At 65.5% G+C, this 22,047-nt stretch carries 18 protein-coding genes; 13 read left to right on the top strand and 5 right to left on the bottom strand.

From position 1 onward, the window contains the following. Positions 1-10 precede the first annotated feature (10 nt). Positions 11-1,084: an ABC transporter substrate-binding protein gene (locus tag BLS75_RS04565; protein WP_072450423.1), complete on the bottom strand. Its 1,074-nt coding sequence runs from the start codon at positions 1,082-1,084 to the stop codon at positions 11-13. 555 nt (positions 1,085-1,639) lie between these two features. Between BLS75_RS04565 and BLS75_RS04555 the strand changes: the two genes are divergently transcribed. From BLS75_RS04555 to BLS75_RS04540, 4 genes are all read left to right on the top strand, one after another. Next, a complete protein-coding gene (locus tag BLS75_RS04555; protein ID WP_011061215.1) occupies positions 1,640-2,716 on the top strand; it encodes a sigma-54 interaction domain-containing protein in 1,077 nt (358 codons plus the stop codon). A gap of 112 nt (positions 2,717-2,828) precedes the next feature. Next, on the top strand, positions 2,829-3,410 hold the full coding sequence (locus BLS75_RS04550) for a TetR/AcrR family transcriptional regulator (protein ID WP_072450421.1): 582 nt from the start codon (positions 2,829-2,831) through the stop codon (positions 3,408-3,410). A 149-nt stretch (positions 3,411-3,559) separates the two neighbouring features. Beyond that, the gene (locus tag BLS75_RS04545; RefSeq protein WP_072450419.1) at positions 3,560-4,420 is read left to right on the top strand and encodes an NAD(P)-dependent oxidoreductase; all 861 of its coding nucleotides are present in this window, start codon (positions 3,560-3,562) and stop codon (positions 4,418-4,420) included. Between the two features lie 138 nt (positions 4,421-4,558). Then, positions 4,559-5,761 carry an MFS transporter gene (locus BLS75_RS04540; RefSeq protein ID WP_072450417.1) on the top strand — a complete coding sequence of 401 codons (1,203 nt, stop codon included), beginning with the start codon at positions 4,559-4,561 and terminating at the stop codon, positions 5,759-5,761. Here BLS75_RS04540 and BLS75_RS04535 read toward each other — a convergent pair. The 4 genes from BLS75_RS04535 to BLS75_RS04520 form a co-directional block, all read right to left on the bottom strand. Further along, entirely contained in the window at positions 5,737-6,522 is a 786-nt protein-coding gene (locus BLS75_RS04535; RefSeq protein WP_072450416.1) for a type 1 glutamine amidotransferase domain-containing protein, read from the bottom strand. The genes BLS75_RS04540 and BLS75_RS04535 overlap by 25 nt on opposite strands. A gap of 92 nt (positions 6,523-6,614) precedes the next feature. Next, positions 6,615-7,454 (bottom strand): metal-dependent hydrolase, encoded by an 840-nt coding sequence (locus tag BLS75_RS04530; RefSeq protein ID WP_011061220.1) that lies wholly within the window; start codon positions 7,452-7,454, stop codon positions 6,615-6,617. A gap of 39 nt (positions 7,455-7,493) precedes the next feature. Continuing rightward, the gene (locus BLS75_RS04525; RefSeq protein WP_011061221.1) at positions 7,494-8,393 is read right to left on the bottom strand and encodes an SDR family NAD(P)-dependent oxidoreductase; all 900 of its coding nucleotides are present in this window, start codon (positions 8,391-8,393) and stop codon (positions 7,494-7,496) included. Continuing rightward, positions 8,380-9,948: a flavin-containing monooxygenase gene (locus BLS75_RS04520; RefSeq protein WP_072450414.1), complete on the bottom strand. Its 1,569-nt coding sequence runs from the start codon at positions 9,946-9,948 to the stop codon at positions 8,380-8,382. Before BLS75_RS04520 ends, BLS75_RS04525 begins: the two co-directional genes overlap by 14 nt. Before the next feature lie 268 nt (positions 9,949-10,216). On the opposite strand from BLS75_RS04520, the gene BLS75_RS04515 reads away from it, so the two are divergent. From BLS75_RS04515 to BLS75_RS04475, 9 genes are all read left to right on the top strand, one after another. Next, positions 10,217-11,212, top strand: coding sequence for an alpha/beta fold hydrolase (locus tag BLS75_RS04515; RefSeq protein WP_072441899.1), 996 nt, complete (start codon positions 10,217-10,219; stop codon positions 11,210-11,212). A 295-nt stretch (positions 11,213-11,507) separates the two neighbouring features. Further along, positions 11,508-12,800: an alkane 1-monooxygenase gene (locus tag BLS75_RS04510; RefSeq protein WP_072450412.1), complete on the top strand. Its 1,293-nt coding sequence runs from the start codon at positions 11,508-11,510 to the stop codon at positions 12,798-12,800. A gap of 141 nt (positions 12,801-12,941) precedes the next feature. Further along, positions 12,942-13,433 (top strand): alkane oxidation protein activator PraA, encoded by a 492-nt coding sequence (gene praA / locus BLS75_RS04505; RefSeq protein ID WP_015635562.1) that lies wholly within the window; start codon positions 12,942-12,944, stop codon positions 13,431-13,433. A gap of 132 nt (positions 13,434-13,565) precedes the next feature. After that, on the top strand, positions 13,566-14,072 hold the full coding sequence (gene praB, locus BLS75_RS04500) for an alkane oxidation protein activator PraB (protein ID WP_011061226.1): 507 nt from the start codon (positions 13,566-13,568) through the stop codon (positions 14,070-14,072). Between the two features lie 122 nt (positions 14,073-14,194). After that, positions 14,195-15,643, top strand: coding sequence for an outer membrane protein transport protein (locus BLS75_RS04495; protein ID WP_015635564.1), 1,449 nt, complete (start codon positions 14,195-14,197; stop codon positions 15,641-15,643). A gap of 278 nt (positions 15,644-15,921) precedes the next feature. Beyond that, positions 15,922-18,471, top strand: coding sequence for an acyl-CoA dehydrogenase (locus tag BLS75_RS04490; protein WP_072450410.1), 2,550 nt, complete (start codon positions 15,922-15,924; stop codon positions 18,469-18,471). A 30-nt stretch (positions 18,472-18,501) separates the two neighbouring features. Continuing rightward, entirely contained in the window at positions 18,502-19,854 is a 1,353-nt protein-coding gene (locus BLS75_RS04485) for a 3-oxoacyl-ACP reductase (RefSeq protein ID WP_072450408.1), read from the top strand. Positions 19,855-19,857: 3 nt separating this feature from the next. Next, on the top strand, positions 19,858-20,748 hold the full coding sequence (locus BLS75_RS04480; RefSeq protein WP_072450406.1) for a MaoC family dehydratase: 891 nt from the start codon (positions 19,858-19,860) through the stop codon (positions 20,746-20,748). Next, positions 20,748-22,046, top strand: a complete 1,299-nt coding sequence (locus tag BLS75_RS04475; protein ID WP_011061231.1) for an acetyl-CoA C-acetyltransferase — start codon at positions 20,748-20,750, stop codon at positions 22,044-22,046. The genes BLS75_RS04480 and BLS75_RS04475 overlap by 1 nt, the downstream gene beginning before the upstream one ends. The last annotated feature ends 1 nt before the right edge of the window (position 22,047 follow it).

Genomic DNA, 22,047 nt, shown 5'->3' with positions numbered 1-22,047 from the left:
TGCTCAGGGTTCAGGGATGGGTGGCGACCTGGCCGCGCAGGGCGGGCCAGTAATCACTCAGGTGCAGATCGATCAGTGCCTGGTTGGTGAAACCGGTGGCCAGGGCCGGGGTGATGTCGTAGGGCGTGCGGATCAGCTGGTTGGCCAGGGCGTAGTCGCTCAGTGCCTGATAGTGGGCCTTGAGCTGCTGGTCGCTCTTGGGCGCCCAGCGCTCCTTCCAGGCCACCGGGTCGCCCTGGTCGTCGCGGCGCAGCACGCTCTCGGCGGTGCCGGCGCGGGAGGACAGTTGGTAGTAGGCGTCCTGGTTCTGCTCCTGGGAAATCCACCAGGCGGCCTTGACCCAGGCGGTGGCCAGCAGTTGGGTAACCTCCGGGTGCTGCTCGATGAAACTGTCGGTGCCCCAGAGGTCGGAGACCAGGCGCCAGTCATTGGCCCCTTGCTTGGTGGACCAGATGATCCGGCCCACGCCCTTGTCTTCCAGGGCATAGGCCTCGCTGAGCAGCACCGCGGCGTCGACCTTGCCGGCGGACACCGCCGCCGCACCGACCTGGGGGTTGAGGTTGGCGATCTTGAAGTCGTCGAGCTTCAGGCCCTTGCTGGCCAGGAAGTTGCTGAAGGCGAACTCCCAGGGCCGGCCGCGATGCAGGGCCAGGCGCTGGCCCTTGAGGTCCTCGATGCTCTTGGCCGTGGACTGGGTGGGCACCACCAGGTAGATATTGTTGCCGCTGCCGCCGGGCACGATCAGCTTGCCGGGCACGCCGCCGGCGCCGGCGATCACCGACGGCAGGTCGCCACGCACGGCGAAGTCGATGCTGTTGTTGCTGAAGCCTTCGTTGATCTGCGGCCCGGCGCCGGCGTGGGGCAGGGCGATCCACTGCAGCTTGATGCCGCGCTGGCTCAGTTGCTGTTCCAGCCAGCCATCCTCGATCACCCGCCCGGCGATGCCGCCGAACACCGGCTTGCCGCCCTGGGTGAAGGCGACGATGGCAACCTTCACCGACTCGGGGGCCGGGTTGGCCAGGGCCGTGACACTGATCAGCAGCCCGGCCATAACGGCCAGGGTATTGCGCCATAAACCTTGCATTGCACTCTCCCTCAAAAAATAAGCCCTCAGCCCCGCCAGCCCTGCGACAGATATCGCGGTGTTCTCCTGTAGGAGCCGGCTTGCCGGCGAAGAGGCCCTTGAACCTTGCCTCGCCCTTGCGGGCGCCTTCGCTGGCAAGCCAGCTCCTGCAACAGATATCGCGGTGTTCTCCTGTAGGAGCCGGCTTGCCGGCGAAGAGGGCCCTTGAGCCTTGCCTCGCCCTTGCGGACGCCTTCGCTGGCAAGCCAGCTCCTACGAGGGGCGGTGGTGGGTACTGGTGTCGGAAGGGATAGAGCAGATTGCATGCCAGGGCCGCTACAAAGCGCTGCAGGCCTTGCCTGGCAAGGGCTTCAGGCAGATCGACAGGCCCTGGCCCAAGCCGCCGCTGCTGATCTGCGAACAGGCAGGTGCTGGCCGATTGCTGCTCCAGCAGCAGGTGGGGAGCACCCTCCAGATATATTCATAAAAGGAATATCTAAAGATTAATTAATAATTATTTAGTCTAAATATCTTCGTGCACTATTGAGCCCGCGCTTTTACTGCCAGGAATGCACCATGTCGCTGATCACTCATCCAAACGCCCGTGAATTGACCAAGTCGGTACGGGCCACCGTTCTGGTGTTCAAGGACCCGCGCTCCCAGGAATTGCTCAGTCGCATCGAGCGCCTGGCCCCCAGTGAGGCCAATACCCTGATCATTGGCGAGACCGGCACCGGCAAGGAACTGGTGGCGCGCCACATCCATCACCTGAGCCGCCGCGGGCGCGAGCCCTTTGTCGCGGTGAACTGCGGGGCCTTTGCCGAAACCCTGGTGGAAAGCGAACTCTTCGGCCATGAAAAAGGCGCCTTTACCGGCGCCACCACCCATAAGGCCGGCTGGTTCGAAGCGGCCAACGGCGGCACGCTGTTTCTCGACGAGATCGGCGACTTGCCGCTGAACATGCAGGTCAAGCTGCTGCGGGTGCTGCAGGAGCGAGAAGTGGTGCGCCTGGGCTCGCGCACGCCGATCCCGATCAATGTGCGGCTGGTGGCGGCCACCAACGTCAACCTCGCCGATGCCGTGGTGGCCGGGCATTTTCGTGAAGACCTGTTCTACCGCCTGCACGTGGCCACCATCCGCCTGCCGCCGCTGCGCGAGCGCCCGGGGGACATCCTGCCCCTGGCCGAATTCTTCCTTGAGGAACACTGCCAGCGCCTGGGCTACAACCGTGCCTCGCTGACCGAAGAGGCTGAACGCAAGCTGCTGGAGCACAGCTGGCCGGGCAACATTCGCGAACTGGAAAATGCCATCCACCACGCCTTGCTGGTGTGCCGCCAGCAACGGGTGGCACCGGGGGATCTGCACCTGGTGGACATGCGCTCCTCCGGCATCCGCCAGGAACAGGCGCCCCTGGCCGTCCCGGGGCCTCAGGCGCCGGCAGACCTGGGCCGGGCCTTGCAGGCGCTGTTCGAGCAGAACATTCCCGACCTGTACGAGCACATCGAGGAAACGATCTTTCGCGAGGCCTATCGCTACTGCCATGGCAACCAGTTGCAGACCGGGCGCCTGCTCAACATCAGCCGCAACATCGTGCGCGCTCGGCTGGAAAAGATCGGCGAGTTGAACAAGCCCCTGGCGACTTCCGCTTCCTAGATCCGCTTCCTGGACCCGAGAACCGGCCCGGGGCTTTTTTTGCCCGGGGCGGTTGACGCCTGCCGGCTTGATCTTTAGTCTTTGGAACGATCATTCCAGAAAGGTAATAGCCGTGCGTCCCAAGGAGTTCGACCCCGAGCAGATTGCCGATGCGGCCATGCAGGTGTTCTGGCAGCGCGGTTACGCCGCCACGTCCATTCAGGACCTGGTGGAAGGCACCGGCCTGAGCCGCAGCAGCCTGTACAACGCCTTCGACAGCAAGCACGGCCTGTACACCTGTGCCCTCAAGCGCTACCAGCAGATGACCAGCGCCAATATCGAGCTGCTGGGCGCCGACGCACCCGCCAGGGAACTGGTCCGGCGATTGCTGATGCACATCGTCGACAACGAGCTGGAAGACACCCGGCGCCTGGGCTGCCTGGCGGCCAATGCCTCCCTGGAAATGGCCGGGCAGGACGCGGCGGTGGCTCAGCTCGTGGCGCAGAATTTCCAGCGTATCGAGGCGGCCCTGGAGCAGGTGCTGCGTCGCGGCCAGGAGCAGGGGGAGATCGACCCGCAGAAGAATCCCCGGGCCCTGGCCAGCTTTGTGGTGTGCACCGTGCAGGGCTTGCGGGTGCTGGCCAAGGGTAGCCTGGCGGAGCAACGACGCCAGCGCCTGCTGGATGTGGTCGAGGTGGTCCTGGCCAGCCTGTAGCAGCCGGCGCGCCGGCGAAGGGCCCCTCACAATCTGCATCAGGTTCCAGGGCGTCTTCGCTGGCAAGCCAGCGCCTATAGGGCTGGGCTTTTTTTTGCCTTTTATTGGAATGATCATTCCATAATTAATTCAACACGGGAGAGACACAGATGGCCAAGCAACCAGGATCCATTGCGGTATTAGGCATCGGCATCATGGGCGCCGCAGTGGCGCGCAATCTGCGGCGCAAGGGCTTTGCGGTACGAGCCTGGAACCGCACGCTGCAGCGGGCCCAGGCGCTGATCGCGGACGATATCCAGGTATTTGCCGAGCCCGCCGAGGCGGTACGCGGGGCGCAAGTGATCATCACCCTGGGCAAGGACGGCGCCGCCGTGCTGCAAGCCATGCAGCAGGCACGGGACGGTTTCGAGCCTGGGGCGCTCTGGCTGCAGATGGCCACCGTGGGGATCGAGGCCAACGACCAACTGCAAGGCTTTGCCCGGGATGGCGGGCTGGTCTTCTACGATGCCCCGGTGCTGGGCACGCGCCAGCCTGCGGAGCAGGGCCAGTTGGTGGTATTGGGCGCGGGCCCCGAGGCTCATCGGCCGGCGTTGCAGCCGCTGCTGGAGGCCATCGCCAAGCGTGTGCTCTGGGTTGCCGAACAGCCGGGAGCCGGCAGCCGCCTGAAGCTGGCCCTCAACAGCTGGGTGCTGGCCCTGACCCACGGCGCCGCGGAAAGCCTGGCCCTGGCCAAGGGGCTGGGGCTGGACCCGGCGCTGGTGGTGGAACTGGTCAGCGGCGGGCCCCTGGACAGCGGCTATTTCCAGGCCAAGACCCGGGCCATGCTCAGTGGCGACTACAGCCCGAGCTTTACCCTGGCCAACGCCCTGAAAGACGCCGAATTGATGGTAGCGGCGGCCGCCAGAGCCGGGGTCCGGCTGGATCTGGCCGAGGCCGGAATCCAGCGTTTCCAGCGCGCCCTGGAGCAGGGCCATGGCGACAAGGACATGGCGGCCTCCTACCTCGGCTGAGCGGTTTCTTCTAGCGCTGATGCAGGCGCTGGCTTGCCAGCGAAGGCGCCCGTGAGTCGGGCGCAGGGGCTGAGGGCCTCTTCGCCGGCAAGCCGGTTCCTGCGGTGATCTCTGGTTTTCTTGTGTGAGCATTCTTTCATGAACATTTGCGTACCTTTGCCGACCGCCTCCAGCAGGCTGCCGGTCTGGCGCCTGCTGGCCTTTACCCTGGCCGGTTTCATCGCCATCGTCACTGAGACGCTGCCTGCCGGGCTGTTGCCGCAGATCAGCCAGGGCCTGGGCATCAGCGAGGCCATGGCCGGGCAGTTGATCAGCCTGTATGCCCTGGGCTCGGTGGCGGCGGCGATTCCGCTGATCGCCGCCACTCGCAGTTGGCGCCGTAGGCCCTTGCTGTTGCTGGCCATCGGCGGCCTGTTGCTGTTCAACAGCCTGACCGCGTTGTCGACCCACTACCTGCTGACCCTGGCCGCGCGCTTTGCCGCGGGCATGGCGGCGGGGCTGGTCTGGGGCCTGCTGGCCGGCTATGCCCGGCGTCTGGTGGTGCCCGAGTTGCAGGGCCGGGCCCTGGCGGTGGTGGGCGTGGGCCAGCCGATCGCGCTGTGCCTGGGGGTGCCCCTGGGGGCCTGGCTGGGCACCCGCATGGATTGGCCGCAGATCTTCTGGGGGCTGTCGCTACTGGCTCTGCTGCTGTGGTTCTGGGTGCGCCTGGCAGTGCCGGACTACCCCGGCCAGCCGGCCCACCAGCGCCAGCCGATCGCGCGGATCTTTCTCACCCGGGGCCTGCCCCAGGCGCTGCTGGTGATCTTCGTGTGGATCCTGGCCCACAACATCCTCTACACCTATATCGCGCCGTTCCTCGCGTCCCTGGGCCTGGCGGCCTCTCTCGACCGGGCGCTGCTGGTGTTCGGCCTGGCCTCCCTGGTGGGGATCTGGCTCATCGGGCTCGGGGTCGACCGCTGGCTGCGCGGGCTGACCCTGTGCAGCCTCGCCGGTTTCGCCCTGGCGTGCCTGCTGCTGGGGATCGCTGCCAGCCAGCCCTGGCTGGCCTGGCTCGGCATTGGCGCCTGGGGCCTGACCTTCGGTGGCGCCCCGACCTTGCTCCAGACCGCCGTGGCGGATGTGGCCGGGGAGGGGGCGGATGTCGCGCAATCGATGCTGGTGACCATCTTCAACCTGGGCATTGCCTGCGGGGGTATGGTCGGCGGCCTGCTCTTGCAACGCTATGGCGCGGCGTCTTTTCCCTGGGCCATGGCCGCCCTGGCGCTGGTGGGCCTGATGCTGGTCTGGGGCGCGCGCAGCCATGCCTTCAAGCCGGGTCAGCGCTCTGCCTGCTGCGCCTGAGGTTGGGCGTCGCGAGCCTGTTGCAGCAGGCTCGCCCATTCATTGGCGAAGCGGTGGCAGTCCCCGGGCCAGCGTGCGGTCAGCAGATTGCGGTCGCGGACCACAAAACCGCGTTCGGGGTGCTGTGCCGAATCCCGCCGGGGCAGCCAGGGCCCGGGCAGAAAATCCGCCGGGCTGGCCAGGGCCGCCTTGATCTCTTGCTCGACGCTGTGGTCGTAGGTGCGGTAGTAGCGCCCCAGCCACGGCGCGGTGACCAGCCAGGCCGCGAGTTCCATGGGGCCGGCCAGCAGGGCGGTGACCTTGCGCCCATGGAGCACCGAGCGCCCGCTGGCCGGATCGATGCAGCGTGCCAGGGCCAGGGGGCCGTGGCACACCGCGGCCACGGGTTTGTTGGCCTGGAAGAAGGCCAGGATGATCCGCCGCACCTCCTCGGATTCCAACAGGCTGCGCATGCCCCGGGCGTGGCCGCCGGGAATCAGCAAGCCCTCGTAGGCTGCCGGGTCGACCCCGGCATAGGGCAGAGGGCTGCAAAAGGCCGGGTCGCGGGTCATGGCGTGGTAGCGCGCCAGGTCGGCCGCCGGGGTCATCAACAACGGGTTGAGCGGGCCGAACCCCAGGCTCACCAGGCGCGAATCGGCGTAGGCCGGCATCCCCAGGGGGGTGGCGAACTGCGCGGCAAAACCGGCGTCCCGGGCAGCCTGCCAGGGCAGGCTGCTTTCGCTGGGGTCGTAGTCGGCGTGGGGCAGCAGAATCAGGATCATCGCGCGGGCTCGCAGCACCTAAGGGTGCGTTGCAGGTTAGCAGCCCCGCCAGGGGATGCCGGCACGCCGCTGTTGCGCCGTGCCGGCATTTGTCACTTGGCCGCGGCGGCGCGGGTGCGTTCGATGTCCTGCACCAGGCCGTCGATGCGTTGCAGTTGCTCGCGGTTGTCGTGGTCCCAGGGGTGAAAGCCCGGCTTGAAGAACTGCAGCCAGGGCAGGGCGATCCGCGGGAACACCCCCTTGGGGCCGTAGAGGTACTTGACCACCTGCCACAACCCGCGCCAGTGGCCGCCGCGACGGCGGTCGGCGATCAGCATGCGCACATGGAAGTCGAACACCACCAGCCAGAAGCCCAGGGTGGTGAACAGCATGCTCCCGGTGCGGATCAGGTAACGCTTGGGCCCGGGCTTGATCACGCTGTTCCAGACGTCGTAGGACACGGCCTTGTGCTCGGTTTCCTCCAGGGCGTGCCACAGCCACATCTGCCGGTAGCCCGCCACCGAATTGCCGAAGCGGCTGGGGTCGCGCAGCAGCAGGTCGGCGAGGATTGCCGTGTAGTGTTCCAGGGCTACGGTGATCGCGAGGTTGAAGGCCGGCGGGAAGTGCTTCTTCTGGAAATCGAGGAAGAAGCGCAACCGCCGGTCCAGCAGATGGGCCGGCAGCCCGGCGTCCTGCAGCAGGTCGTTGTAGCGCAGGTGCTCGCGGCTGTGCATGGCTTCCTGGCCGATGAAACCCTGGATCTGGCGCTTGAGCTCGGGGTCGTGAATCTGTTCGCGGTAGTGGCGCACGCTGTCCATGAAGAACAGCTCGCCGGAAGGAAACAGCAGGGACAACGCATTGAAGAAGTGGGTCACGTGGCTGCCTTGCTCGTGCCAGTCGCAGGCGCGTTCGGCAGGCAGTTCGACCTTGATGTCGCGGCGGATGGGCAGCATGGCTGTCGCTCCTCTAGACATGAAAAAGGGTGGGCGGCGCTACAGGCCGCGTTCGTCCTGGGGCTCGTAGACCGCCGGCCGCGTCTTGCCCGGCTTGGGCGCCATGCGCCGGCTGGCCCACACCACCAGGGCCTGGTAGGCGCTGGGCAGCAAGCGGATGAACAGGTCGAGCAAGTGCGCGTCGCGGCCGATCAGCACCCGGCGCTTGTTCTTGCGCACCCCCAGCAGGATCACCTTGGCGGCGGTTTCGGCAGAGGTGATGAAGAGTTTTTCGAAGTCGTCCCGGGCCTGCTGCTCGTTGTCGATCAGGAAACCCTTGACGTTGTCGCTGATGCGGCTGGTGCGGGCGATATCGGTGCGGATGCCCCCCGGATGCACGCAGGTGGCAGAGACCCCGTGGCCTTGCAGGTCGAGCTCCTGGCGCAGGGATTCGGTAAAGCCGCGCACGGCGAACTTGGTGGCGTTGTAGCCGCTCATGCCGGGCTGGGAGAACAGCCCGAAGACGCTGGAGGTGTTGATGATGTGACCGTCGCCGGATTGCCTGAGGTAGGGCAGGAAGGCCTGGGTGCCGTGGACCACGCCCCAGAAGTTGACGTCCACTATCCACTCCAGGTCCGCCAGGCTCGAACCTTCCACGGTGCTCGACAGCGCCACCCCGGCGTTGTTGAAGATCAGGTTGATCTGGCCGTGTTCGGCGGCGCTGGCGGCGGCCCAGGCGAACATCGCCTCGCGGTCGCCGACGTCCAGTTCCTGGCTGCTGATGCGCAGCGGCAACAGGGTCGCGGCCCGGGCCTGGGCCACGGTCTGTGCCAGGCCCTGGGGGTTCTTGTCGGCCAGGGCCAGGTGACAGCCCTCACGGGCCAGGGCGACGGCCAGGGCGCGGCCCATGCCGGAGGCGGCGCCGGTGATGGCGGCGACTTTACCGTTAAAGTTTTTCATTGAGAGCGGCCTCTTCAAGGTGCAGGGGGCGCGCGGCGGCAGGTGCGGCGGCGGGCTGGGCGTGGGGCAGGTGGCTGGCCTGGTAGTCCTGCAGCTCGAAGTGCTGCAAGGTCTTCTTGAAGCTCCAGGTGGAGCCCGGCCAGAGGGTGGTGTTCTGCCCGCTGCGCGGGTCCAGGTACCAGCTGCGGCAGCCGCCAGTGGACCAGATGGCCCCGGCCAGGCGCTGCTGCAGGCGCTGGTTGTACTGGCTTTCGACCTGGGGCCGGACTTCGATGCTGGCGATACGTTCGCGCTGCATCTGGCCCAGGGCCTTGAGGATGTAGTCCACCTGGGCCTCGATCATCAGGATCATCGAGTTGTGCCCCAGGCCGGTGTTGGGGCCGACGATCATGAAGAAATTCGGGAAGCCCGGCAGGCAGGTGCCCAGGTAGGCGTGGGCGCCCCGGGCCCAGCTGTCCATCAGGTCCTGGCCATGGCGGCCGAACAGCAGGCCTCGGGGGATCGGGTCGGTGGCCTGGAAACCGGTGCCGAAGATGATGCAGTCCACGGGGTGGCGGCTGCCGTCTGCAGTGATCACCGCGTCGCCGTCGATGCGCTGGATGTCATCAGTGATCAGCCGCACGTTGCCCCGGGTCAGGGCCGGGTAGTAGTCGTTGGAGATCAGGATGCGCTTGCAGCCGATGGTGTAGTCCGGGGTCAGGCGCTGGCGCAGCACCGGGTCGGGAACCTGTTTGCGCAGATGACGCAGGGCCACGCGCTGCACCACCTTCATCAGTCTGGGCCGGCGGGCGAAGGCGATCACCCGGCTTTCCAGGGCCCAGTACAGCGCCGAGCGCACCAGCCGCTGGGTGAAGGGCAGGTGCTTGAAGGCCCAGCGTTCCACCGCGCTGAGCTCGCGGTCGGGCTTGGGCATGATCCACGGCGGGGTGCGCTGGAACAGCTTGAGCTGAGCCACCCGCGGGGCGATTTTCGGCACGAACTGGATGGCGCTGGCGCCGGTGCCGATCACCGCCACCCGCTTGCCTTGCAGGGCGTAGCGGTGATCCCACTGCTGGGAGTGAAACCGCTTGCCGGTGAAGGTGTCGAGCCCGGGGATGTCCGGGATCGCCGGGCGCGACAGGCCACCCATGCCGGAGATCAGTACCCGCGCGCTGACTTCCCGACCATTGCTGAAGCGCAGGTGCCAGCGCTCCCGGGCTTCATCGAAGACCGCCTGTTGCAGGCCCATGTTGAAGTGCAGGTAGGGTGCCAGGGCGAAATCCCGGGCGCAGTTTTCCAGGTATTCGCGGATTTCCGGCTGGGGCGCGAACTGCCGGGTCCAGTTCGGGTTGGGCGCAAAAGAGAAGGAATAAACGTGGGATTGCACGTCGCAGGCGCAGCCGGGGTAATGATTGTCGCGCCAGGTGCCCCCCAGGGACGCGGCGTGTTCGGCGACGAAGAAATCCTCTATCCCCGCTTGCTTGAGCTTGATCGCCATGCACAGCCCGGCGAAGCCGGCGCCGATGATGGCGATGTCAACGACCTCGGGGTCGTTGGGTGGCGAGTACGCATTCATGGTGTGTACCTCGATTGTAATGATGCTGCTGGGTGACTTTCGTCAGTGGGTGAAAACTCAGGATTGCACAATTTAAAATAATGTTTTAAAAATTAATTTAAATAAATTACCTGAAAATGTCACCTGCGCTGGTCGCCTGTGGATTTTGCGGGGCTCATCCAGGCCATGGGTGAGGCGTCACAGGCGGCACCAGGCCAGGGCGACACGCCACACCGCCAGGTCATTCCGATCACGGGCTAACGGCGCAGGGAAGCTGAGGGGGCGGGTTATGGAGTGGCTGGTAGCGGCAGCGGTATTCCTTGCGGTCAGTGCGGTGCTCTGGGTGGTGAGTTTTCGTATCAACCGCCGGATTGAAAGCCAGGTTCCGATCAACGGACGCTTTCTCGAGGTCGGTGGCGAGCGCATTCACTACACCGATGAGGGCAGGGGCCCGGCGCTATTGATGATCCATGGCCTGACCGGCTGCGGGCGCAACCTGACCCACTCCCTGGCCCCGCAGCTGCGCGAACGCTTCCGGGTGATCACCATCGATCGTCCCGGTTCGGGCTATTCCACCCGGGCCCGGGGCGCCGCGGCAGACCTGCCGGCCCAGGCCAGCCTGGTGGCCAGGTTCATTCGTACCCTGGACCTGGGCCAGCCCCTGGTACTGGGGCATTCCCTGGGCGGTGCGGTGGCGCTGTCCCTGGCCCTGGACCATCGGCAATCGGTGTCCGGGCTGATCCTGGTGGCCCCCTTGACCCATCCGCAGCGCATGTTGCCGCTGGTGTTCCTGTCCCTGGCAGTGCGCCCGGCTTTGCTGCGGCGCTGGATGTCCCTGACCCTGGCGGCGCCCATGGCCATGCTCGGGCGCCGTGGCCTGGTCAAGTCGGTGTTCGCCCCGGACCCGGTGCCCGAGGATTTCGCCGAGCGTGGCGGCGGGTTGCTGGGGATGCGTTCGGACAGCTTCTACAACGCCTCCAGCGAAATCGCCGTGGTCAACCGTTCGCTGCCGGGCATGGTCAAGCATTACCCCAGCCTGAAGCTTCCGGTAGGGCTGATCTATGGCTCGGCGGACCCGGTGCTCAGTTACCGCCGGCACGGTGAGTCAATGGTCGGCAAGGTGCCGGGGCTGTCCCTGGAGATCGTCCAGGGCCGGGGCCACATGTTGCCCATTAGCGCAGTCGAGCGGGTGGTGGCCATGGTCCAGCACGTCGCTTCCCAGGCTGCGCCACAACGCAGCGCAACCATCCTGCACCCGCCGTTCGCGGCTTCAAGAGCAAGTTGAGGGCGTGGCGGGGGGCGGTTTCGAGCGCCCCTGCCGCGGCGTCGACAGCAGCTGTAAATGCTTCACGGGCGACATTCGAAACAAGCCGAAAAAATAGTTGACGAGCTAACGAACCCGAGCTATTTTTTTAAAAAAATGTTTTGAATGTTTTTTTTGAAAGTGCAATTGAGCGATTAAAAATAATGAAAATAACGCCATTTCACGCTTTTGTTTTTTCATCCCTTCACGCTCTGCACAGCGCAGCCGCGCTGTCCTTTATAGCACCTGTTTCGACTGCCATCCTGCGGAGGCTGCCATGACTGTTTCCGTGGCGGCACCCGGCGTCTGGACCGATAGCAAGCGTCACCTGTGGTGGCTGGGTACCTTGCCCATGATCACCCCTCTGCTGTCGGGGATCTTCGCCCTCACCACCGGGGTGCAAGTGTTCTGGTGGAGCGGGGTCCTGGTGATCTTCGGCCTGATCCCGCTGATTGACGGCCTGATGGGGGAAGATGCCAGCAACCCGCCTGAATCCGCCGTTCCCGATCTGGAAAAACAACCCTACTACCGCTTTATCGTCTACAGCTGTGCCGTGCTCTCGGTACTGTCTTTGGTGGTGACCGCCTGGATGGCCATCAGCGGGGTGGACTGGATCATCGCCGGCGGCCTGCTGCAACTGAGTGAACAACTGCACCTGCAAGGCAGCCTGGCGAGTTTCGCCGCCTTCCTCACCGAGCGTGCGCAACTGCACGGCAGTATCGGCTGGTTCACCTACCTGGGCATGGCGATGTCCACTGGCGCGGCCACCGGCATTGCCATCAACATCGCTCATGAGCTGGGGCACAAGAACCGCGGGATGGCCAAGTTCCTGGCCAAGCTGGCCCTGGCTTCGACCTTCTATGGACACTTCTTCGTCGAGCACAACCGCGGCCATCATGTGCGGGTGGCCACCCCGGAGGACCCGGCCAGTTCGCGCCTGGGCGAATCCTTCTGGAGTTTCCTGCCGCGCACCGTGTGGTTCAGCCTGAGTTCGGCCTGGCATCTGGAAAGCCAGCGCCTGGAAAAACTCGGCCTGCCGACCCTGCACTGGAAGAACGGCGTGCTCAGCGCCTGGCTGTACAGCGTGGTGCTGTGGGGCGTGCTGATCGCCTGGCTGGGGGCGGCGGTGATTCCCTTCCTGGTGATCCAGGGGGTCTACGGCTTCTCTCTGCTGGAGGTGGTCAACTACGTCGAGCACTACGGTCTGCTGCGCCAGAAACAGCCCAACGGCCGCTATGAACGCTGCTCGCCGCGCCACTCCTGGAACAGCAACCGGATCGTCACCAACATCTTCCTGTTCCAGTTGCAGCGCCACTCCGACCACCACGCCAACCCGACCCGTGCGTATCAGGCCTTGCGTCACTTCGATGAGTCGCCACAGCTGCCCTATGGCTACGCCACCATGATCGTCTGGGCCTATGTGCCGGCCCTCTGGCGGCGCCTGATGGATCACCGGGTGCTGGCGCACTACTCGGGTGATGTACGCCTGGCCAACATGCACCCGGCCAAGCGTGACGAGTTGCTCAAGCGCTACGGCTTCAGCAACACCGATTCAGACACCGCTCTTTAGTTGTACCGCTCACCCCTGCAAGTGCTGGTGAACCGGTCGTGTTCGCCTGTGATGTGCCCGCTTGAAGGGTGAGCAACGCAGTAGGCAGTCCTTAAGCAAGTTGACCGACAACAACAATAAGCAACTGTAAGGAAGTCACGGATGTCTATTTCACCGCTATTCACTGCCCAGTTGTTCGTGGTCCTGGTGGGGATCTCCCTGATGGGCGCCGCCGAAGCCGCGCGCATTGAACCGGCCAACACCGAGTTCACCGCCAAGGGCCCCATCAGCTTTGCCAAGAGCATCATCAATGCCGACTGCACCATCCAGGTCAGCGGCAAGGTCAGCCCCGACGGCAGCTTCGCCAGCGTCGAGAAAGTCGACTTCAGCGGCGGCCTCAAGTGCGGCCAGGTGGAAGCCACGCACCTGCCCTGGAAGCTGATCGCCAAGGACGAAACCAGCGGCGCCATGTCGGGTATCCAGGTCACCGTGCACGCGCCCCTGGTGGGCGGCGACTGCGGGCCGTCCACCGCCGAAGGCAGTTGGAACAACAGCACCGGCAAGTTGGAGGCGGCCCAGGTCAGCCTCGACGGTGGCTGCACCATCAAGACCGTATCGATCCAGATGCCACCCACGTTCCGGGTTGCACCCTGACGCGCACGTCACACCTTTATCGAATTGAAGATTTGGCTGGAAAGGGAAGCTCGGTCGCTGTTCTCCGTGTCGTCTCGCTCAAGGCCATTACCCCGGCGAAATGAATCGCCATACATGTGAGGAAAAACAACAATGAAAGGCATCAAAACTCTCGTGTCCGCCACCGCCATCGTTGCCTGCTTGGGAGCTGCTTCCATGGCCAGCGCTGCATCCATCGCCATTGATGGTGCGAACCCGGATGGTCCGTTCACTACCCCTGGCGGCACCATCACCGTGCGCTCGCCGTCCTCGTTCAACCAGCCCGTGACCTGCAACATCAACTTCAGCGGCAACATCGCCGGCGGCGTGGCCAGCATCACCGGCGCCACCGTCAGCGGCAGCAATGCGCTGTGCAACCTGCCGAAGATCACTGGCTTGCCATGGACCCTGAGTGCCTCCAGCACCACCGCAGGTACCGTGACCAATGTGGGTTACACCATTTCCTTCTTCCCTGCCACCAACTGCGGTCCGACCACCATCAACGTGGCCTGGAGCAACGTGACTCACTCGCTGAGCCTGAGCACGCCTCAGACCCTGAGCGGTGGCTGCTCCGTAGATGTACTGAACGCCAAGCCGTCGCCACAGGTCAGCGTGATTTAAGCGTTATCAGGAACCAAGGGCTGATCACCCGCTGAAGGACACCGCCTCGCAAGAGGCGGTGATCTGCAGATCAGGAGGGCCCTGTAGTGTCGGTTGCTATCGATAATAATAAGGAGTGGGGCATGAATAATAAGAAACAACAGTTGCAGATCGCGGTGGCACTTGCCCTGTTGGGGGGCTTTGGTGCGATCGGCACTGTTCAGGCAGGCGGCTTCACCACGCCTACCTACGGCGCTCCCGGATGGGGCCGGGCCTTCGGTGGTGGTTCGTTGTTCAAGAACGACCCCAGCGCGGCTTACAACAACCCGGCGGCCATGGCGTTTATCGATCAGAACGTGGCACAGATGACGGTCGACTACGCCCGCATCAAGATGAAATACAAAGGCGATGCCTACGATTATCAAGGGAATCCGGCCACCACCTTGCCGGTGGATGCATCCGGCGTCCCCACCGGTGGCCCGGTGCCCCTGGAGGGCAATGGTGGCCAGGGCGGCTTCACCGCCTGGTTGCCGACCGGCTTCATGGTAATGCCGATCAACGATCAGTTTGCCTTCGGCCTGAGCCAGGTCGTGCCCATGGGCATGCGCAGCACCTGGGACAACGACAATTCAAAAATCCGCGACTTTTCGGTGGATACCAAGATCGAGACCGTGGGCCTGACCGGCTCGCTGTCGTTCAAGGTCAATGACGACTTCTCTCTGGGGGCCGGGGTCATCGTCCAGCACAGCAAGGGCTTCGTCAGCCAGAACCTCAACCTGACCGGTGCCGCGGCGGTATCTCCCGGCCTGGGCGGGATCCCGCTGCCGTCCGGCGTCGGGGCGAACCTGATGCGGGTCAAGGTGGACAATACCTCGGTAGGCTGGTTCACCGGCGTGGTCTGGAAACCCACCGACCGCGACACCCTGGGCCTGAACTACCACGCCAAGATCAAGAACAAGATGGACGGCAAGTACAACGTGCGTGCCGACGCGGTAGGCCGCCAGTACATGACCCAACCGGCCGGGCCCAATGGTGAAAGCCTGGTGGAACTGGCCTATCCCGGCCTGAAGCTGAACCCGGACGGCGCCAACGCCAGTGCCCAGCTGGACATTCCAGCCTCCGCCGGGCTGGACTGGGTGCACGTGTTCGATGACCGCTTCACCCTGGGCGCCAGCATGCTGTGGACCCAATGGTCGTCGTTCAAGGACCTGACCCTGAAGTCCGATGGCAATACCCTGGTCTCCATCCCGTACAAGTACAAAGACACCATGATGTATTCCCTGGGTGGCGACTACCGCTTCACCGACCAGCTGACTCTGCGGGCCGGTGTGGCGTACGACCAGACACCAACCCGTAACAGCACACGTGACCCGCGGATTCCCGACAACGATCGCTGGTTCACTTCCCTGGGCTTCGGCTATGACATCAGGGCGATCCCCGGCCTGACCATCGACGGTGCCTATTCCCGGCAATTCGTCAAGGAAGCCAAGATCAAGACCCAGAACGTGGACCGTCTCGGTGCCTCGCGCCTGGATGGCAAGGTCGACGCCAAGGGCGAGGTGGTGAGTCTCTCCGCGACCTATCACTTCTGAGGGTAAAGGCTTTACCCACGCCTCGAGATAACGGCAGTACAAAGGGATTGTGCTACTGCCGTCGGCGGGACGGGTCACCTCAGGACCCGTCTTGACCTGCCATTCCCCCAAGCCCTGGCTGACATCGTTCGGCCGTTGTGCGTTGCTGAAATCACTCAAAACAATATTTAAAAATAAAATTTGAAACGCGGCAGTTTCCTTTGTAGGGTGATCTTCGAGGGGCCGGCACAACGCCCAGGCTCCAAGTGGTCGTCTGCATAGAACAAGAGAGGTATTCCATGATTGTCTGGTTATTGGTGGGACTCGCCGCTGCGTTCGCACTGGCCTATCGGCAGGCCCCGGCATCCTGGTGGCTGGGCTCGGCCCTGGTCTGGCTGGGGGCAGGGCACTGGTTGGGCCTGGTGGGCTCGCTGGGCATCAGCCTCGCGGCGCTGCTGGTGGTGCTGCCGGCTGCGCTGCTGAGCGTCAAGCCGCTGCGTCGGGCCTTGCTCACCCGTCGTGCCCTGGTCATGTTCCGCAAGATCATGCCGGCCATGTCCGACACCGAGCGCGCGGCCATCGAATCCGGCACGGTCTGGTGGGATGCCGAGCTGTTCAGCGGCAAGCCCGACTGGTCGCGCCTGATAGGCGCCGCGCCGGCCAGCCTGAGCGCCGAAGAGCAGGCGTTCATGGACAACGAAGTGGAAACCCTGTGCGACATGGCCAACGACTGGGAAACCACCCAGGTCTGGCAGGACCTCTCGCCCAAGGCCTGGCAATACACCAAGGACGCCGGCTTCCTGGGGATGATCATTCCCAAGCAGTACGGCGGCAAAGGCTTCTCCCACTATGCCCATTCCCAGGTGGTGATGAAGCTCTCCACCCGCTGCTCGGCGGCGGCAATCTCGGTGATGGTGCCCAACTCCCTGGGCCCGGCCGAACTGCTGCTGCACTACGGCACCGAGGCCCAGCGCCAGCACTACCTGCCGCGCCTGGCCCGGGGCGAAGACATTCCCTGCTTCGCCCTGACCAGCCCGTACGCCGGCTCCGACGCCGGGGCCATTCCCGATACCGGCGTGGTCTGCAAGGGCCAGTTCGAGGGCCAGGAAGTGCTGGGCTTCCGGGTTACCTGGGACAAGCGCTACATCACCCTGGGCCCGATCGCCACGGTGCTGGGCCTGGCGTTTCGCGCCGAGGACCCGGACGGCCTGCTGGGCACCAAGGGCAGCCTGGGGATCACCTGCGCGCTGATTCCCACCACTCATCCCGGGGTCAATACCGGGCGTCGCCACTGGCCGCTGAACGCGGTGTTCCAGAATGGCCCGACCACCGGCAAGGATGTGTTCATCCCCCTGGAATGGGTGATCGGCGGTGGCGACCAGGTGGGCAACGGCTGGCGCATGCTGATGGAATGCCTGGCCGCCGGGCGCGCCATTTCCCTGCCCTCGGCCAACGTCGGCCTGGGCAAGGTGGCGGTGCGCGGCACCACGGCCTACGCGGCGATGCGCAAGCAGTTCGGCCTGCCCATCGGCAAGTTCGAAGGGGTGCAGGCGCCCCTGGCCCGCATGGCCGGGCACCTGTATGCCTGCGACGCGGTGCGCAAGGTCTCGGTGGCGTCCCTGGATGCCGGCGAGAAGCCCTCGGTGATCTCGGCCATCGCCAAGTACCACGTCACCGAGCGCGCCCGGGCCATGGTCAATGACGGCATGGACATCGTTGCCGGCAAGGGCATCTGCATGGGGCCCAACAACTTCCTGGCCCGGGCCTACCAGCAAAGCCCGATCGCCATCACCGTGGAAGGCGCGAACATCATGACCCGCTGCCTGATCATCTACGGCCAGGGGCTGATCCGTTGCCATCCCTATGTCTTTCGCGAGATGGAAGCGGCCCGGGACAGCGGGCGCAAGGGCCTGGAAGCGTTCGACAGCGCGATGTTCGGCCATATCAGCTTCGTCTTCGCCAACACCGTGCGCGCCGCGGTGCATGCGGTCACTGGCGGGCGCCTGATCAAGGCCCCGGGCAACACCGACAAGGCCCTGGCCGCCTATTACCGGCAGATCCAGCGTCTGTCGGTGGTGCTGGCCCTGGCCTCGGACATTTCCATGGGCGTGCTGGGCGGTGCCCTCAAGCGCAAGGAAAGCATCACCGGGCGCCTGGGGGACATTCTGTCCCAGCTGTACATCCTGTCCTGCGTGTTGAAGCGCTTCGAGGACGATGGCCGGCCGCAGGCCGACCTGCCGCTGGTGCACTGGGCCGCCCAGGACTGCCTGCTGCGGGCCCATGAAGCCCTGGCCGAAGTGCTGGACAACTATCCGTCCAAGGCTGCCGCGCGGATCATCCGTGGCCTGAGCTTTCCCCTGGGCATTCCCCAGCGCAAGCCGTCGGACCGCCTGCTGGCGCAAGTCGCCGAACTGGTGCAGACCCCGGGCCCGACCCGCGACCGCCTGCTGGCCGACTCCTACATCCCGCAGCCGGACATCGACAAGCTGGCCTATGGCGAACTGGCGTTCCGCCTGCAGCCACAGGTGGACCTGATCGAGGCGCGGCTCAAGCCGGCGATCAAGCAGGGCACGCTGGCGCCGTTGCCGATCTCCCGCGAGGCCTTCGTGATCTGGCGGGTCAAGGCCCTGGAGCTGCAGCTGATCAGCCCGGACGAGGACGAGCTGCTGGGGCGCTATGTGGAATACGGCGACCACGCGATCCAGGTCGACGATTTCCCCCAGGACTTCGGTCTGCTCGAAGCCCTGCAACAGCGTCAGGCGCACTTCGAGCAAAGCGCCAAGCCGGCCTCGCGCAAACGCGCGGCCAGCAGCGAAGACGCGGTGGCCGCCAGCGATTCGGCCTATTGACCCTCTACAGGATTGGATCGGGATCTCTTTATGTCTGACGGTTATCTTTCGTTCGTCAATTCCGGCTGGGGCCGCTGGCTGGCCCAGCGCACCGGCCTGCCGCAACCGGTGCCGCTGCAACGGCACCGCGAGGGGCAGGGCGGCAACCTGCTCAACCCGGTGGTCCTCGCCGCAGCGCCCGAGGGGCGCCTGCTGGGCGAGCTGCAACGGATCTTCGCCGCCACCGACACCGTGGCAGCCCAGGCCGCAAGCATCACCGCGCCTTCCACGGTGAAGGTCCAGGGCCTGGTGTTCGATGCCAGTGGGGTGGCCGACATCGCCCAGCTGGACGAGCTGTACCGCTTCTTCCACGCCAATGTGCGGCGCCTGACAGCCCACGGCCGGGTGCTGGTGCTGGGTACGCCGCCGGAGCACTGCAAGGAACTGGCCCAGGCGGTGGCGCAACGGGCCCTGGAAGGCTTCGTGCGTTCCCTGGGCAAGGAGCTGCGTCGGGCCATCACGGTGCAGTTGCTGTACGTCGAGCCCGGCGCCGAAGCCGAGCTGGACAGCAGCCTGCGGTTCTTCCTGTCGCGCCGCTCGGCCTATGTATCGGGGCAGGTGGTGCGCATCGGCGAACCGGTGGAAGTGCCCCGGCACATCGATTGGCAACAGCCCCTGGGCGGGCGCCGGGCACTGGTCACCGGGGCCTGCCGCGGCATCGGCCTGGCCATTGCCAAGGTCCTGGCCCGGGAGGGCGCCCAGGTGGTGTGCCTGGACATTCCCCAGAGCGAGGCCGAGCTGCAGCAGGCGGCTGCCGGGATCAAGGGCAGCGCCCTGGCCCTGGACATCACCGCGGCCAACGCCGGCCAACGCCTGCTGGAGTTCGTCGGCGAGCACGGCGCCTTCGATATCGTGGTGCACAACGCCGGCATCACCCAGGACAAGACCCTGGCGAAGATGACCGAGGCAGCGTGGCGCAAGGTCATGGCGGTCAACCTGGAAGCGCCGCTGCTGCTCAGCCAGGCGCTGCTGGAAGGCCAGGGCCTGAATCCCGGTGGGCGCATCGTCTGCGTCTCGTCGATTTCCGGGATCGCCGGCAACCTCGGGCAGAGCAACTACGCCACCTCCAAGGCCGGGGTCATCGGCCTGGTGGAGAACCTGGGGCCCCTGGCGGCGCGTCAGCAGATCACGGTCAACGCTGTGGCACCGGGCTTTATCGAAACCCAGATGACCGCGAAGATCCCGCTGATGATCCGCGAGGCCGGGCGGCGCATGAACTCCATGTCCCAGGGCGGTCAGCCCGTGGATGTGGCGGAAACCATCGCCTGGCTGGCCCATCCGGCCTCCGGCGGGATCAATGGACAGGTGGTCCGCGTCTGCGGGCAAAGCCTGCTGGGGGCCTGAGCCATGAATGCTGATACCGCAATTCGCATCATCGAGCCGCCGCCCTCCCGGGGGCAGCTGCTTTACGACGGCATCCGCAGCCTGCGCAAGCCCAAGCCGGACGCCGCGCCCCAACTGCCGACGGAGCGCCTGGTGCGCCCGGCGGTAGAGCTCAAGGCCGACGAAATAGCCCGTTACGCCCAGGCTTGCGGCTTTCGCCGGGAACATGGGGTGCCGCTGGCGTTTCCCCACACCCTGGCGTTCCCGCTGCACCTGTTGCTGCTGACCCGCCCGACGTTTCCCTACCCGGCCAGCGGCATGGTCCACCTGGCCAACCGCATCCGCCAGTACCAACGGCTGGAGGAGGGCCAGGCCCTGCGCCTGGAAGTGTTCGCCGAGCGCTGGCTGGCCCATCCCAAGGGCCAGGCGCTGTCGATTGCCACCCGGGCCCACAGTGGTGGCAGCCTGGTCTGGGAAAGCGACAGCCTGTACCTGCGCCGCGGTGTAGCCGGGCCCATCGGCGAGCCCTGGGAGGGTTCGTTGCAATGGGATGAGCAGGCCTTGGTGCGCACTCAGCGCTGGAGCCTGGGGGGCGACCTTGGACGGCGTTTCGCCCAGGTCAGCGGCGACTTCAACCCGATCCATACCTCATGGCTGGGCGCCCGGCTGTTCGGCTTCCGCCGGCCCATTGCCCACGGCATGTGGACCCTGGGCCGGGCCCTGGCGGCCCAGCAACCGCCCCATCCACTGGCGGCGGCCCAGCTGGACTGCGAGTTCAAGCTGCCGATCTTCCTGCCGGCGGCGGTGACCCTGTGGAATCGCCTGTCGGACGGCCCGCGCCATGAGTTCGAAGTGCGCAACAACGCGGGGGACAAGCCCCACATGCGCGGTCTATTTATCTGGGGAGCTCGTTGATGGCTGAGTACAGTTTCAATCCGGCGCCGGTACGCCGGGTGGCGATCCTGGGCGGTAACCGGATTCCGTTCGCCCGTTCCAATACGGTATATGCCAATGACAGCAACCAGGACCTGCTGGTGGCGGCGTTACAGGGCCTGGTGGATCGCTACGGCCTGTCGGGCCAGCGCCTGGGGGAGTTCGCCGCGGGGGCGGTGATCAAGCATTCGCGGGATTTCAACCTGGCCCGGGAAAGTCTCTTGTCCACCACCCTGTCGCCGCAGACCCCGGCCTATGACCTGCAGCAGGCCTGCGGCACCGGCCTTGAGGCGGCGCTGCTGGTGGCCAACAAGATCGCCCTGGGGCAGATCGAAGTGGGCATTGCCGGGGGCGCCGACACCACCTCCGACGCGCCCATCGGCATCAACGAAGGCCTGCGCCGCACCTTGCTCCAGGCCAATCGCGCCAAGGGCACCGGCAACAAGCTGCGCAGCCTGCTCAAGGTGCGCCCGGGGATGTTCTTCAAGCCGTTGCTACCACGCAACGGCGAGCCGCGCACCGGGCTGTCCATGGGCGAGCACTGCGAAGAAATGGCCAAGCGCTGGCAGATCAAGCGCCTGGCCCAGGATGAACTGGCCCTCACCAGCCACCACCAGTTGAATGCGGCCTACCAGCGCGGCTTCTTCGATGACCTGATCACCCCGTACCGCGGCCTGAAACGCGATAACAACCTGCGGGCCGACGCCAGCCTGGAGAAGCTCGCCGGCCTGGGCCCGGCCTACGACCGCCACAACGGCACCCTGACCGCCGGCAACTCGACCCCCCTTACCGATGGCGCCTCGGTGGTGCTGCTGGCCAGCGAAGACTGGGCGGCGGCCAACAACCTGCCGGTGCTGGCCTACCTGCGTACCGGGGAAACCGCCGCAGTGAACTTTGTCGACGGCAGTGAAGGGCTGCTCATGGCCCCGGCCTATGCCGTGCCGCGCATGCTCGCCCGGGAGGGCCTGAGCCTGGAGGATTTCGACTTCTACGAGATCCACGAAGCCTTTGCCGCCCAGGTACTGTGCACCCTCAAGGCCTGGGAGGACGCTGATTACTGCCGGGACAAGCTCGGCCTCGACGGACCTCTGGGCAGCATCGAGCGCAGCAAGCTCAACGTCAACGGCGGCTCCCTGGGCTGCGGGCATCCGTTCGCCGCCACCGGTGGGCGGCAACTGGCGACCCTGGCCAAGGCGATCCATGAGCGCGGCGGCGGCCGCGGGCTGATTTCCATCTGTGCAGCAGGCGGGCTGGGCGTAACCGCCATCGTCGAAAAATAAA

Origin of the sequence: Pseudomonas sp. NFPP12 (assembly GCF_900103205.1) — a bacterium.
Taxonomy (GTDB): Bacteria; Pseudomonadota; Gammaproteobacteria; order Pseudomonadales; family Pseudomonadaceae; genus Aquipseudomonas; species Aquipseudomonas protegens.
This window is presented reverse-complemented; position numbering and strand designations above follow the sequence as displayed.

Excerpts from the sequence above, each read along its gene's own strand:
- BLS75_RS04565 (WP_072450423.1), bottom strand. The coding sequence starts at position 1,084 with ATGCAAGGTTTATGGCGCAATACCCTGGCCGTTATGGCCGGGCTGCTG.
- BLS75_RS04555 (WP_011061215.1), top strand. The coding sequence starts at position 1,640 with ATGTCGCTGATCACTCATCCAAACGCCCGTGAATTGACCAAGTCGGTA.
- BLS75_RS04545 (WP_072450419.1), top strand. The coding sequence starts at position 3,560 with ATGGCCAAGCAACCAGGATCCATTGCGGTATTAGGCATCGGCATCATG.
- BLS75_RS04540 (WP_072450417.1), top strand. The coding sequence starts at position 4,559 with ATGAACATTTGCGTACCTTTGCCGACCGCCTCCAGCAGGCTGCCGGTC.
- BLS75_RS04535 (WP_072450416.1), bottom strand. The coding sequence starts at position 6,522 with ATGATCCTGATTCTGCTGCCCCACGCCGACTACGACCCCAGCGAAAGC.
- BLS75_RS04530 (WP_011061220.1), bottom strand. The coding sequence starts at position 7,454 with ATGCTGCCCATCCGCCGCGACATCAAGGTCGAACTGCCTGCCGAACGC.
- BLS75_RS04525 (WP_011061221.1), bottom strand. The coding sequence starts at position 8,393 with ATGAAAAACTTTAACGGTAAAGTCGCCGCCATCACCGGCGCCGCCTCC.
- BLS75_RS04520 (WP_072450414.1), bottom strand. The coding sequence starts at position 9,948 with ATGAATGCGTACTCGCCACCCAACGACCCCGAGGTCGTTGACATCGCC.
- BLS75_RS04515 (WP_072441899.1), top strand. The coding sequence starts at position 10,217 with ATGGAGTGGCTGGTAGCGGCAGCGGTATTCCTTGCGGTCAGTGCGGTG.
- BLS75_RS04510 (WP_072450412.1), top strand. The coding sequence starts at position 11,508 with ATGACTGTTTCCGTGGCGGCACCCGGCGTCTGGACCGATAGCAAGCGT.
- praA (WP_015635562.1), top strand. The coding sequence starts at position 12,942 with ATGTCTATTTCACCGCTATTCACTGCCCAGTTGTTCGTGGTCCTGGTG.
- praB (WP_011061226.1), top strand. The coding sequence starts at position 13,566 with ATGAAAGGCATCAAAACTCTCGTGTCCGCCACCGCCATCGTTGCCTGC.
- BLS75_RS04495 (WP_015635564.1), top strand. The coding sequence starts at position 14,195 with ATGAATAATAAGAAACAACAGTTGCAGATCGCGGTGGCACTTGCCCTG.
- BLS75_RS04490 (WP_072450410.1), top strand. The coding sequence starts at position 15,922 with ATGATTGTCTGGTTATTGGTGGGACTCGCCGCTGCGTTCGCACTGGCC.
- BLS75_RS04485 (WP_072450408.1), top strand. The coding sequence starts at position 18,502 with ATGTCTGACGGTTATCTTTCGTTCGTCAATTCCGGCTGGGGCCGCTGG.
- BLS75_RS04480 (WP_072450406.1), top strand. The coding sequence starts at position 19,858 with ATGAATGCTGATACCGCAATTCGCATCATCGAGCCGCCGCCCTCCCGG.
- BLS75_RS04475 (WP_011061231.1), top strand. The coding sequence starts at position 20,748 with ATGGCTGAGTACAGTTTCAATCCGGCGCCGGTACGCCGGGTGGCGATC.